Here is a 12,621-nt window from a genome sequence, read left to right on the forward strand (position 1 = left end):
TGGCCACAACCCGTACGCCGTGCCGATCGGCGGCGGAGCCGCGGACGAAGGAGTCGATGAGAGTGAAGCTGGGGCTACAGCTGGGCTACTGGGGAGCACAGCCACCGAGCGGTGTCGGCGAGCTCGTCGCCGCTGCCGAGGAGGCCGGGTTCGACGCGATCTTCACCGCCGAGGCGTGGGGGAGCGACGCGTTCACGCCGCTGGCCTGGTGGGGCCGGGAGACCTCCCGGGTCCGTCTGGGCACCTCGATCGTGCAGATGTCCGGACGCACGCCGACCTCGATCGCGATGCACGCGCTGACGCTCGACCACCTCTCCGGCGGCCGGTTCGTCCTCGGCCTCGGCGTGAGCGGCCCGCAGGTGGTCGAGGGCTGGTACGGCCAGCCGTTCGGCAAGCCGCTGGCCCGCACCCGCGAGGTCGTCTCGATCATCCGCAAGGTGCTGGCCCGGGAGGCCCCGGTGACCAACGACGGGCCGCACTACCCGCTGCCCTTCACGGGCGAGGGTTCGGTCGGGCTCGGCAAGCCGCTCAAGCCGATCGTGCACCCGCTGCGCTCCGACATCCCGATCTGGCTCGGCGCGGAGGGCCCCAAGAACGTCGCCCAGACCGCGGAGATCGCCGACGGCTGGATCCCGATCTTCTACACGCCCAGGTCCGCCCCGATGTACGCCGACTGGCTGGCCGAGGGGTTCGCGCGACCCGGTGCCCGGCGCAGTGCCGACGACTTCGAGATCGCCGCGACCTGCCACCTCCAGATCGTCGCCGACGCGCAGGAGAAGCAGGCCGCGCTCGAGGCGATGAAGCCCTTCGCGGCCCTCTACATGGGCGGGATGGGCGCCAAGGAGCAGAACTTCCACAACCAGGTCTTCGAGCGGATGGGCTATGCCGAGCTCGCCGGCCAGGTGCAGGCGCTCTACCTGACCGGGGAAAAGGAGAAGGCGACCGCACTCATTCCCGACGACCTCGTCGACGACCTGCACATCATCGGCACCGAGGACGAGGTACGCGACAAGGTGGCCCAGTGGGAGGAGACCGGTGTGACCACGCTGCTGCTGAGCCTCGGCTCGGCCGCCGACGTCCGCCGCATCGCCGAGGTACTGGGATGAGGCGAAGCCGCTCCGCGGCCGAAGGCGGGCGATGCTGAGTGGGCACCTACGTCGTCACCGGCTCGGCCTCCGGGATGGGGGCTGAGGTGGTGGCGCGCCTGCGCGCCGCGGACCACCGCGTCATCACGGTCGACCTCCACGACGCCGACGTGGTCGCGGACCTCTCGACGCCGCCGGGCCGGCGCGACGCGGTCGAGAAGGTGCTGGCGGCGACCGACGGGCGGCTCGACGGCGCGGTCCTCGCGGCCGGGCTCGGCCCGGCGCCGGGCCGTGAACGTCCCGCCCTGATCAGCCAGGTCAACTACTTCGGCGTCGTCGAGCTCCTGGAGGGCTGGCGCGAGGCACTGGCGGCGTCGGGGGACGCGAAGGTCGTGGTGTTCTCCAGCAACTCGACCACGACGATGCCGCTGGTCCCGGGCCGGGCGGTCACCGCGCTGCTCGAGGGCGACGTGGAGCGGGCGCTGAAGGCGTACCGGATCTTCGGGAAGGGGGCGCCGGCGATGGCCTACGGCGGCTCGAAGGTCGCCGTGACCCGCTGGGTGCGGCGGCGCGCGGTCGAGCCCGCGTGGGTGGGGGCCGGGATCCGGCTCAACGCGATCGCACCGGGTGCGGTGCTGACGCCGCTGCTGGAGAAGCAGCTGGCGACGCCCTCGGAGGCGAAGGCGATCAGGTCGTTCCCCGTCCCGGCCGGTGGCTACGGTGACCCCGGGCTCCTCGCCGACTGGGTGATCCACATGCTGAGCCCGGCCGCGGACTTCATGGTCGGCAGCGTCGTCGTGGTCGACGGCGGCACCGACGCCTGGTTCCGGGCCGACGACTGGCCACGGCCGGTGCCCGGCAGACGGCTGCGGGGCTACCTGCGCCGGATGCGTGAGTTCAGGAAGGTGCGCGCGTGACCGACTCCTCGACCGACTCCACGACCGACCCGCTGGCGCCGGCGCGGCTGGGTCCGGTGACCTTGCGCAACCGGGTGATCAAGGCGGCGACCTTCGAGGGCGCCTCGCCGGGAGCGTTGGTCTCGGACCGGCTGATCGACTACCACCTCGCCGTCGCCGAGGGCGGCGTCGGGATGACCACGGTGGCCTATCTCGCCGTGGCCCCGGAGGGACGTACGCATGCCGACTGCATCTACTGGCGGCCCGAGGCACTGCCTGGCCTGAGCAGGCTGACCGAGGAGATCCACCAGGCCGGCGCCAAGGTCTCGGCCCAGATCGGCCACGCCGGTCCGGTGGCGAACGCGAAGTCCAACGGGGTGCCGTCGCTGGCGCCCACACGGTCCTTCAACGCGCTCGGGATGGCGTTCAACCGCGCCGCCACGGCGGCGGACCTCACCCGGGTCGTCGAGCAGCACGGCGCCGCGGCGCGGATGGCGGTCGAGACCGGGTTCGACGCGATCGAGGTGCACCTGGGCCACAACTACCTGCCCAGCTCGTTCCTCAGCCCACGCCTCAACCCGCGCACCGACGAGTTCGGCGGTTCGCTGGCCAACCGGGCCTCGTTCCCGCGCCGGATCCTCGAGGCAGTGCGGGAGGCGGTCGGCGGCCAGGTCGCGGTGCTCGCCAAGATGAACATGCGCGACGGCTATCGCGGCGGGTTCGACCTGCCGGAGTCGGTGGAGTTCGCGCGTCTGCTGGAGTCCGACGGTCACCTCGACGCCCTCGAGCTCACCGGCGGCTCCTCGTTCATGAACCCGATGTACCTCTTCCGCGGCGACGCCCCCTACCGCGAGATGGCGGCCAACATGCCACTGCACCCGGTGATCAGGATGGGCATGCGGATGGTGGGGAAGGGCTTCTTCAAGGAGTACCCCTACAAGCCGCTCTACTTCCTCGACAGCGCCCGTGAGTTCCGCCGCGCGCTCACGATGCCGCTCGTGCTCCTCGGCGGGGTCACCGATCTGGCCGGAATGCGGACCGCGATGGACGAGGGCTTCGAGTACGTCGCGATGGCTCGCGCGCTGCTTCGCGAGCCGGACCTGGTGAACCGCCTTCGGTCCGACCCCTCGACGGTGTCGAGCTGCACCCACTGCAACCTGTGCATGTCGACCATCTATCCGGGGACCCATTGCCACCTCGACGCCGAGCACGTCTACGGTGAGGCTCACCCCCTCCTGCTGCCCCCACCCTGCTGAGCCCATCCCGAAGGCGAGGATCCAGATGTCGATGCACTACGGACGTTCCCAGCATCCGCAGGCACCTCCCGGATACGTCCACGACGACATGACCAAGGCCGAGATCAAGGAGCGGGAGGCCACCCTGGTCCCGCTGACCGACTCGGTGCGCAAGCTCGTCGACGCCCTCGTGCGCACCCAGGTCCCCGACGCGGTCCTCGAGGACGTACGCAGCCGGGTGGAGGCGGTGACCGAGGACCTGCTCGCCGATGCGCTGCCCGGCCCGCACGGGGTCCGGTTCGGCCCCGACGGCGGCTTCCGCAACTACGGCAACCCGGTGGTCGGCAAAGGGAACGCCTTCGCCCCACCGCTGGCGGTCCAGCGCGACGGCGAGGACGTGTGGGCCGACTTCGAGCTCGGCCCGGCGTACGAGGGCCCGCCGGGGCTGGTCCACGGTGGTGTCTCCGCGCTGATCCTGGACCAGCTGCTCGGCGAGGCCGCCTCGGCCGGCGGCCGTCCCGGGATGACCGGCACCCTGACGATCGTCTACAAGCAGGGCACTCCGCTCGGTCCGCTGCGCGGTGAGGCGCGGATCGCGTCGACCGAGGGCGTGAAGGCGTTCGTACGCGGCCGGCTGCTGACCCGGCCGGCCGACGGCTCCGAGCCGGTGGTGTGCGTCGAGGCCGAGGGCATCTTCATCCTGCCCCGCTGGGCACGCGAGTCGATCGCCGACGCCGACCGGGAGCACGTCGGCGACGCCTGAGGCGGCGGGCAAACCGACCCGACCCAAGCCCTAGAACACGTTCTAGTTTCGCGGTATGGTGCGGGACATGGATACCAGCCGAATCGGTCCCCACAACGGTCATCTGATGGTCTCGGCGCTGGAGCGCCACAAGAACCGTCCGATCATCCATCTCGGAGAGGTGAGTCTGACCGGGGCCGAGGTGTCGGCGCGGATCAGCCAGTACGTCCAGGCCTTCGAGGCGCTCGGCGCGGGCACCGGCTCGGCGACCGCGCTGCTCGCGCTCAACCGGCCCGAGGTGCTCTTCATCCTCGGCGCCGGCCAGACCCAGGGCTTCCAGCGCACCTCGCTGCACCCGCTGGGGAGCGCGGAGGACCAGGCGTACGTGATCAACGACGCCGGGATCACCGGCATCGTCATCGACCCCTACTTCGCCGACCGGGCCGTCGAGCTGCTCGAGCTGTGTCCCGGGCTCAAGCAGGTGCTCACCATCGGGCCGGTGCCGCCGCAGCTGGCCGAGGTCGGGATCGACCTGGTCGCCGCCGCGGCGACCTACGACGTCGAGCCGCTGACCGCGCGGCTGCTCCCGCCCGACCACGTCACCTCGATCACCTACACCGGCGGGACGACCGGGAAGCCCAAGGGTGTGATCGGGCTGGCCGGGTCGTTCGCGACGATGACCCAGGTGCAGCTCTCGGAGTGGGAGTGGCCCGAGTCGCCCCGCTTCCTGATGTGCACGCCGCTCTCCCACGCCGGCGCGGCGTTCTTCGTGCCGGTCGTGATCAAGGGCGGCACGCTCTTCGTGCTGCCGAGGTTCGACCCGGCCGAGGTGCTCGCGACCATCGAGCGCGAGCGGATCTCCTCGCTCATGGTGGTCCCGACGATGCTCTACGCGCTCCTGGACCACCCCGACTCCCGCACCCGCGACCTGTCCTCGCTCGAGACGGTCTACTACGGTGCCTCCGCGATCAACCCCGTGCGCCTGGCCGAGGCGATCGAGCGCTTCGGTCCGATCTTCGCCCAGTACTACGGCCAGTCCGAGGCGCCGATGGCGATCACCTACTTCGCCAAGGGCGACCATGTCGACGACGACGGCAAGCCGCTCACCCACCGCCTCACCTCCTGCGGCCGTCCCTCGGCCCTGGTCCGGACCGCCCTGATCGGCGCCGACGGGAAGCGCGTCGCACCGGGCGAGCCCGGCGAGATCTGCGTCGCCGGACCGCTGCTCTCCGGCGGCTACTGGCAGCTGCCCGAGGTCACTGCCGAGACGTTCCTGGACGGCTGGATGCACACCGGCGACGTCGCCCGGCAGGACGAGGACGGCTTCTGGTACATCGTCGACCGCACCAAGGACATGATCGTCACCGGCGGCTTCAACGTCTTCCCCCGCGAGGTCGAGGACGTCATCGCGACCCACCCCGCCGTCGCCCAGGTCGCCGTCATCGGCACCCCGCACGAGAAGTTCGGTGAGGCGGTGACAGCCGTCATCGTCGTACGTCCCGGCGAGACCCTCGACGACGCTGTCGTCGCCGAGATCCAGGCGCTGGTCAAGGAGCGCAAGGGCTCCGTCCAGGCGCCCAAGTCGGTCATCGAGATCGACGCGATCCCGATGACCGCTCTGGGCAAGCCCGACAAGAAGGCCCTGCGGGCACGCTACGCTGGCTCCTGATGGCAGGCGCGACGGCAGCGGGCTACGGGGTCGTCGCCAAGACCCTGCACTGGCTGACCGTCGCGGCGTTCGTGCTGCAGTTCGTGGTCGGCTACGCGATGTCGACCGATGCCGACTGCGACCCGCCGGGGGAGGACCGCAGCGGCGGCGACACCTCCGAGGCGGAGGAGGAGCACCTGGATCGCCTCGAGGAGGCCTGCGAGGCCGGCGAGGACGATGGGCTCCTCACTGCCTGGGCCGACCTGTGGGACGGCCGGATCGCCGTCGACGGCATCAGTCTGCCCGAGCTGCACATCCTGCTCGGCCTGATCATCCTGGTGCTCGGCGGCCTTCGGCTCCTGTGGCGAGGCGCGACCTCGCTCCCGCCGTGGGACCCGCGTCTCACCGCGACCGACCGACGGGTCGCCCACGTCACCGAGCGGGCGCTGCTGGGCCTGGTGTTCGTCGTGCCGCTCACCGGGCTCGCGCTGGTGGCGTTCTCCGACGACCTGGTCGCGCTGCACGTGGCAGCCCACGTCGCGTTCTTCGTCGCGCTCGGCGTACACCTGCTGCTGGTCCTGCGCCGTGGGCTGCTTCCCCGGATGCTGCCGGGGGCCGCGTGGGTCAGCGGCCCTTGAACTCGGGCTTGCGCTTCTCCAGGAAGGCCTTGGGGCCCTCCTTGGCGTCCTCGGAGGCGAAGACGGCGGCGCCGACCTTGGCGTCGTCGGCCCAGGCCTCCTCCTCGTGCTTGCCCTCGGACTCGCGCATCGTACGCAGGATCGCCTGCACCGCGAGCGGCCCGTTGGCGGCGATCATGTCGGCGAGCTCGTGGGCCTTCGCGAGCGCGGTGCCGTCGGGGACGACGTGGCCGATGAGGCCGAGCTCCTTGGCCTCGGGGGCGAGCAGCGTACGTCCGGTCAGCAGCAGCTCGGCGGCGACGGTGTAGGGGATCTGGCGGGGGAGGCGGACGGCGGAGCCGCCCATCGGGTAGAGCGACCAGCGGGCCTCGGCGACGCCGAACTTCGCCGACTCGCCGGCCACCCGGATGTCGGTGCCCTGCAGGATCTCGGTGCCGCCGGCGATGGCGGGACCCTCGACGGCCGCGATCAGCGGCTTGGTGAGCCGGAAGCCCTTCAGCAGGCCCTTGATCACCGTCGGGTCGAATCCCTCCTGGAACGACTCCGAGGGCGGCTTCTCGTCGGCCTTCTTCAGGTCCATCCCGGCACAGAAGTAGCCGCCGGCGCCGGTCAGGATGCAGACCCGGATCTCAGGGTCGGAGTTCACCCGGTCCCAGGCGTCCTCCATGATCCGCAGCATCTCGGAGGAGAGGGCGTTGCGGCGCTCGGGACGGTTCATCGTGACGATGAGCTTGTGGCCGTCCTGCTCGACGATCGCGTCCGGCTGAGCAGAAGTTTCTGTGATCGGCATAACACCAGACCCTAGCGGAAAACTGAAACGTGTTCTAGTCTCGCAGTCATGGCGCTGAACCTTGCTGACCTCTTCGAACACGCCGTCGACGCCGCGCCTGAGAAGGTGTCCGTCCAAGTCGGCGACCGCACAGTGACCTACGCAGAGCTCGAGCGTGAGTCCAACAAGCTGGCCCACTACCTGGCCGGCCAAGGGATCGGGAAGGGCGATCACGTCGGGCTCTACTCCAAGAACTCCGTCGAGCACGTCGTCGCCCTGCTCGCGATCCTGAAGATCCGGGCTGTCGCGATCAACGTGAACTTCCGCTACGTCGCCGGCGAGCTGGAATACCTCTTCGGCAACGCCGACCTCAAAGCCCTGGTGCACGACCGCGTCTACGCACCCCTGGTCGCCGAGGTCGCCCCGAAGGTGGAGAGCCTGACGACGTTCGTCGCGGTCCCCAACCCGCTCGAGCCCGACGACGACTCCGATCTCACCCCGTTCGGCGGCGTCACGCTCGAGGAGGCCCAGGCCGGGCAGTCCGACGCGCGCGACTTCGGCGAGCGCAGCCCCGACGACATCCACGTGATCTACACCGGCGGCACAACCGGCTTCCCCAAGGGCGTGATGTGGCGCCACGAGGACTTCTGGCGCGTGCTCGGCGGCGGCATCGACTTCATGACGGGCGTGCCCCTGGAGGAGTACGACCAGTCCAAGCAGGCCGCCGGCGACGGGCTCATCACCCTCCCGCTCAGCCCGCTGATGCACGGCGGCGCGCAGGCGAGCCTGCTGATGCACCTCTTCGCCGGCCAGGTCACGATCCTGGAGCCCAAGTTCGACCCGGTGCGCACCTGGGAGATCGTCGACCGCGAGAAGGTCCAGATGATGTTCATGACCGGCGACGCCATGGCGGTGCCGCTCATCGACGCGTACGAGGCGGGTGGGTTCGACGGCCAGTCGCTGTTCGCCATCGCCTCCAGCGCCGCGATCTTCTCCAAGTCGGTCAAGGAACGCTGGATGAAGGCGTTCCCGAACGCTGTCTTCACCGACTCGGTGGGCTCGACCGAGACCGGCTTCCAGGGCACCGGGCTGCAGGACGCCTCCGCGCTCTCGACCGACGGTCCGGTGGTCACCGCCGGCGCCCACACCGCCGTGATCGGCGACGACGGCCACCCCCTCGACCTCGCCACCGACGTCGGCAAGATCGGCCGCACCGCCCGCAAGGGCCACGTGCCGGTCGGCTACTACAAGGACCCCGAGAAGTCGGCGAAGACCTTCGTCGAGATCGACGGTGAGCGCTACGCCATCCCGGGCGACTACGCGCGGGTCGAGACCGACAACCGGCTCACCCTCCTCGGCAGGGGCTCCAACTGCATCAACACCGGGGGTGAGAAGGTCTACCCCGAAGAGGTCGAGGCCGCGATCAAGGCTCACCCCGACGTCTACGACACGCTCGTCGTCGGGATCCCGGACGAGCGCTACGGCCAGGCCGTCGCCGCCGTCGTCCAGCCGCGGCCGGGCGCGACGATCGAGCTCGAGGGGCTGCGTACGTTCCTGCGGGCGCACCTGTCCGGCTACAAGCTGCCGCGCGCCCTGACCCTCGTCGACGAGGTGCCCCGCAACGCCACCGGCAAGGCCCAGTACCCCAAGGCCAAGGAGATCGCCCTGGCCACCAGAGCGACCGAGCAGGACTCCGAAGGAGCGACAGCATGATCCGTACGGCACTGTGCGAGGCATTCGGGATCGACTACCCGATCTTCGCCTTCACCCCCTCGGAGCACGTGGCCGCGGAGGTCTCCAAGGCCGGCGGGCTGGGTGTGCTGGGCTGCGTGCGCTTCAACGACGCCGAGGAGCTCGACCGCACCCTCACCTGGATGGACGAGAACACCGACGGCAAGCCGTACGGCGTCGACGTGGTGATGCCGATGAAGGTGCCGACCGAGGGCACCTCGACCGACCTGTCCGCCTACATCCCGGCCGAGCACACCGAGTGGGTCGACAAGACGCTGCTCTCGCTCGGCGTGCCGCCGCTGCCGGAGGGGGAGGGGCGCGAGGGCGTGCTCGGCTGGCTGCACTCGACCGCGCGCTCGCACGTCGACGTGGCGCTGCAGCACCGGCCGGTGCTGATCGCCAACGCGCTGGGCACCCCGCCCAACGACGTCATCGAGAAGGCGCACGAGCACGGCGTGAAGGTGGCCGCGCTCGCGGGCGCTCCCAAGCACGCGGTCTCACATGTCTCCAACGGCGTCGACATCATCGTCGCCCAGGGCTACGAGGCGGGCGGGCACACCGGCGAGATCGCCTCGATGGTGCTCCAGCCCGACATCGTCGACGCGGTCGGCCCGGATGTGCCGGTGCTGGGTGCCGGTGGGATCGGGTCGGGTCGCCAGATCGCGGCGTCGCTGGCGCTCGGCGCGCAGGGCGTGTGGACGGGCTCCATCTGGCTCGGCACGAGCGAGTACCGCAACCTCAACACCCACGCCGGCTGGGAGACCGCGTTCACCCGGGCCACCTCCGCCGACACCCGCCGCATGAGGATCTACACCGGCAAGCCGGCCCGCCTGCTGAAGTCGAGGTGGACCGACGCCTGGGAGGCCGAGGGCTCGCCGGCACCGCTGCCGATGCCGCTGCAGAACCTGCTCGTCTCCGACGCCCACAACCGCATCAACGCTGCCGGGGACCCCGACGTCGTGGCGATGCCGGTCGGGCAGATCGTCGGCCGGATGAACGAGGTACGCCCCGTGGCCGCCGTCATGGCCGATCTCATCGCCGAGTTCGAGGCCACCGTCAAGCGCCTGGACGCGATCGCGGAGGGATAGGAAGCAGCACCACGAAGGCGCCGGCTCGGATCACCGAGCCGGCGCCTTTCGCATGCCTACGTTGCGGTGCCCCCTACGTCAGCGCACTATCGCACACGATGGTTGCCGGCGCCGCTACCGCACACCCGGACCCCGCCGCCGAGGCGGCGCGGAACTGACAGGATGCACGCGTGACGATCTCGAGCTACGTACGTGACGGACTCACCTTCGACGTGATCGACGCCGGCCCGGCCGACGGCGACCCCGTCGTGCTCCTGCACGGTTTCCCGGAGCGGGCGACCTGCTGGCGGGAGGTCTCGCCGATCCTGCACGAGGCGGGCTTCCGCACCATCGCCCCGGACCAGCGCGGCTACTCGCCGGGTGCCCGCCCGCGTACGCGCCTGGGCTACGGCGCCGGCGAGCTCGTCGAGGACGTGGTGGCGCTGATCGACGAGATCGGCCGCCCGGTGCACCTGGCCGGTCACGACTGGGGGAGCGCGGTCGGCTGGGGAGTGGCGGCCAAACGGCCCGACCCGGTCCGGAGCTGGACCGCGATGTCGGTCCCGCACCCGGTGCCGTTCGCGCGCTCGATGAAGGGTCCGCAGCGGCGCAGGTCGGCCTACATCGCGCTCTTCAACATCCCGTTCCTGCCCGAGCTCGTCTCCGGGCGCAACGGCCGGATGGAGCGGATGATGCGGGGGAGCGGCTGGAACGACGACGACGTCGAGCGCTTCCGGAAGGAGATCATCGACCACGGCGCGCTCCCCGGTGGGCTCGGTTGGTACCGCGCGCTCTTCCTGGCTCCGCGCGTCGGCCGGGTCTCGGTCCCGACCACCATGCTCTGGAGCGACCACGACGTCGCGATCGGGCGCACCGCGCTGGAGGGCAACGAGGACTCCGTCACCGGCCCGTACGAGCTCATCGAGCTCGCCGGCGTCAGCCACTGGATCCCCACCAAGGCGCCCGAGGCTGCCGCGTCGGCGATCCTCGGCACCATCGCCAGGGCCGCCTGAGTCCTCACCCGGCTCGGCCGACGCTCGGCGAGGTCGCCCGCGGCGTGGTGTCCCGCGCGGTGATCGCAGCCCCGACTCCGCTGATGGCGGTGCGGATCATGTCCCCGTACGCCCCGGGTGGCAGCGCCGTGACCCGTTCCTCGGCCTTGCCGATGTGCTCGGCGGCCGCCTCGAAGGCACCCAGCCGGCGGAGGTCGTCGGCGATGTTGAGGTGCAGGCTCGGATAGAACCCGGCGACCTGGAGGCTGCTGTCGTGCTCCTGCGCCCGCTGGTCGGTGAGCGCGTCGGCGGCGTCGAGGGCACGTACGTCCCAGATCAGCGCCCCGGCCGGCTCGGCGTGGAGGTCGGCGAGGTAGTGGGCGAGCGTGCAGCGGTGGAACGGATCTCCGAGCACCCCGAGGTGGGCCCAGATCGCAAGGAGCTCCTCTCGTGCTCGGTCGGCCTCGCCCTCGTGGCCGAGGGTCACGGCAGCGGTGATGGCATCCATCGTCGGATCAGCAGCAGGAGTCGCGGTCATGCCTCGAGCCTGGGGCTTCAGGTGACCCGAAGGTCAAGGAGTTGAGTACGCAGGCTCATCACGTCGCGCTCCAGGTCCGCAAGACTCGCGGCATGCTCGCCTTCGACCGCCCGATCCGCACCCCGCGGCGCCTGGGGCGCGTGCCCTGGGCCGCCCTCGCCACCGTGGCGGCGTCGGGCATCGCCCTGGTCGCGATCGGGAACCTGATGTCCAACTGGCTGGACGTCTACCTGGTCTTCTTCGGTGAGCGGCCGCAGGTGCGGCCCTCGAACGTGACGGCCTACCGGGTCTGGGGCACGATCACGGCTCTCGCGGTGACGGGTGGTGGGGTGGCCCACCTCCTCAACCGCGGCCGTCGGATGCTCGGGACGGTCTGGCACGCACTGCTGCTCCTGGGCGGAGCCGCGATCCTCGTGCTCTGCTACATCCCCGGGGCGGTCGACATGCCCGCACCCGAACGCGACCCCGACGGCTACGGCGCACCGCCCTGCTACTCCGGCGGCGACAGCGACGAGTGTGTCGGAGGTTGACGCTGTCGGCCGGCCTGCGGGACTCGTCGCTGCGCCCCGATGCTAGGACCGCGAGGCCCGCCAGAGCGCGGTGGCGAGCCACAGCGCCGCGACCCCGACGAGGACGCCCCAGACGATCCGCGCCGCCTGCGGCAGGAAGAACTGGGGGAGCATCGTGACCAGGAGCGCCGCGAGCGGGACGGCGCTCCAGCGGGGGAGGGAGCCCGAGCGCCAGACCGCGATCGCCGCCAGGACCGCGGCGACCGCGACGAGCAGCAGCCCGATCGCGAAGACCGTCATGGCGGTCGGGTCGAGGCGGAAGTCGTTGCCGACATCGGTCAGGCTGGCGTCGCCGTCGGCCACGGCGCGCTCACCGATGGCCTTGAGGCCGTAGACCTCGGCGCCATAGTAGGAGATCGTCAGCCCCGAGCCGATGTAGCCGATGGTGGCCGCGGCGAAGGCGGTCCGCTCCTGCTGGGTGCCCTCGAGGAAGCCGCGGATCGCGCCGTACCCGAGCGGGATGAGGATGAGGCCGACGATGGCGCTGATGTGGGCGATGCTCCAACCGGCCGAGGCCCAGGATGCCGCGCCGTCGAGCGTGGTCTCGTCGGCGCGCGGTGCGGCCGACTCGTAGACGACGAAGAGGATGCCGGCGATCGCGAACGCGACAGCACCCATTCGGGTCCGGCGGTCGTCAGAGGCGGGGGAGAGGTGGGGGACGGTCACTGCGGAGCTCCTTGGCGGTAGGGCGAGAGCAGTGCTCTCAAGTGT

At 70.9% G+C, this 12,621-nt stretch carries 13 protein-coding genes; 10 read left to right on the forward strand and 3 right to left on the reverse strand.

Features of this window, described 5'->3' with window-relative positions:
- Window positions 1-56: 56 nt before the first annotated feature.
- The 6 genes from ACZ6WN_RS14715 (at window position 57) to ACZ6WN_RS14740 (ending at window position 6,244) form a co-directional block, all read left to right on the forward strand.
- Window positions 57-1,106, forward strand: coding sequence for an LLM class F420-dependent oxidoreductase (locus tag ACZ6WN_RS14715; protein WP_465865492.1), 1,050 nt, complete (start codon window positions 57-59; stop codon window positions 1,104-1,106).
- Between the two features lie 38 nt (window positions 1,107-1,144).
- A complete protein-coding gene (locus ACZ6WN_RS14720) occupies window positions 1,145-2,002 on the forward strand; it encodes an SDR family oxidoreductase (RefSeq protein WP_465865493.1) in 858 nt (285 codons plus the stop codon).
- Window positions 1,999-3,237, forward strand: a complete 1,239-nt coding sequence (locus ACZ6WN_RS14725; protein WP_465865494.1) for an NADH:flavin oxidoreductase — start codon at window positions 1,999-2,001, stop codon at window positions 3,235-3,237. Before ACZ6WN_RS14720 ends, ACZ6WN_RS14725 begins: the two co-directional genes overlap by 4 nt.
- 31 nt (window positions 3,238-3,268) lie before the next feature.
- Window positions 3,269-3,979, forward strand: coding sequence for a PaaI family thioesterase (locus tag ACZ6WN_RS14730; RefSeq protein WP_465865496.1), 711 nt, complete (start codon window positions 3,269-3,271; stop codon window positions 3,977-3,979).
- A 67-nt stretch (window positions 3,980-4,046) separates the two neighbouring features.
- Window positions 4,047-5,627 carry a fatty-acid--CoA ligase FadD8 gene (gene fadD8, locus ACZ6WN_RS14735; protein ID WP_465865497.1) on the forward strand — a complete coding sequence of 527 codons (1,581 nt, stop codon included), beginning with the start codon at window positions 4,047-4,049 and terminating at the stop codon, window positions 5,625-5,627.
- Window positions 5,627-6,244: a cytochrome b/b6 domain-containing protein gene (locus ACZ6WN_RS14740; protein WP_465865499.1), complete on the forward strand. Its 618-nt coding sequence runs from the start codon at window positions 5,627-5,629 to the stop codon at window positions 6,242-6,244. Before fadD8 ends, ACZ6WN_RS14740 begins: the two co-directional genes overlap by 1 nt.
- On the opposite strand, the gene ACZ6WN_RS14745 is transcribed toward ACZ6WN_RS14740, so the two are convergent.
- Window positions 6,231-7,034, reverse strand: a complete 804-nt coding sequence (locus tag ACZ6WN_RS14745; RefSeq protein ID WP_465865500.1) for a crotonase/enoyl-CoA hydratase family protein — start codon at window positions 7,032-7,034, stop codon at window positions 6,231-6,233. The two genes, ACZ6WN_RS14740 and ACZ6WN_RS14745, sit on opposite strands and share 14 nt — an antisense overlap.
- Window positions 7,035-7,082: 48 nt before the next feature.
- On the opposite strand from ACZ6WN_RS14745, the gene ACZ6WN_RS14750 reads away from it, so the two are divergent.
- The 3 genes from ACZ6WN_RS14750 (at window position 7,083) to ACZ6WN_RS14760 (ending at window position 10,824) form a co-directional block, all read left to right on the forward strand.
- Entirely contained in the window at window positions 7,083-8,726 is a 1,644-nt protein-coding gene (locus tag ACZ6WN_RS14750; RefSeq protein WP_465865501.1) for an acyl-CoA synthetase, read from the forward strand.
- Entirely contained in the window at window positions 8,723-9,832 is a 1,110-nt protein-coding gene (locus ACZ6WN_RS14755; protein ID WP_465865503.1) for an NAD(P)H-dependent flavin oxidoreductase, read from the forward strand. Before ACZ6WN_RS14750 ends, ACZ6WN_RS14755 begins: the two co-directional genes overlap by 4 nt.
- A gap of 170 nt (window positions 9,833-10,002) precedes the next feature.
- Window positions 10,003-10,824: an alpha/beta fold hydrolase gene (locus ACZ6WN_RS14760; protein ID WP_465865505.1), complete on the forward strand. Its 822-nt coding sequence runs from the start codon at window positions 10,003-10,005 to the stop codon at window positions 10,822-10,824.
- Between the two features lie 4 nt (window positions 10,825-10,828).
- Here ACZ6WN_RS14760 and ACZ6WN_RS14765 read toward each other — a convergent pair whose 3' ends face one another.
- The gene (locus tag ACZ6WN_RS14765; protein ID WP_465865506.1) at window positions 10,829-11,341 is read right to left on the reverse strand and encodes a hypothetical protein; all 513 of its coding nucleotides are present in this window, start codon (window positions 11,339-11,341) and stop codon (window positions 10,829-10,831) included.
- Window positions 11,342-11,382: 41 nt separating this feature from the next.
- On the opposite strand from ACZ6WN_RS14765, the gene ACZ6WN_RS14770 reads away from it, so the two are divergent.
- Entirely contained in the window at window positions 11,383-11,871 is a 489-nt protein-coding gene (locus tag ACZ6WN_RS14770; protein ID WP_465865507.1) for a hypothetical protein, read from the forward strand.
- A 42-nt stretch (window positions 11,872-11,913) separates the two neighbouring features.
- Here ACZ6WN_RS14770 and ACZ6WN_RS14775 read toward each other — a convergent pair whose 3' ends face one another.
- Window positions 11,914-12,576 (reverse strand): hypothetical protein, encoded by a 663-nt coding sequence (locus tag ACZ6WN_RS14775; protein WP_465865508.1) that lies wholly within the window; start codon window positions 12,574-12,576, stop codon window positions 11,914-11,916.
- Between the last annotated feature and the right edge of the window lie 45 nt (window positions 12,577-12,621).

The organism is Nocardioides sp. NPDC054178 (assembly GCF_055585005.1).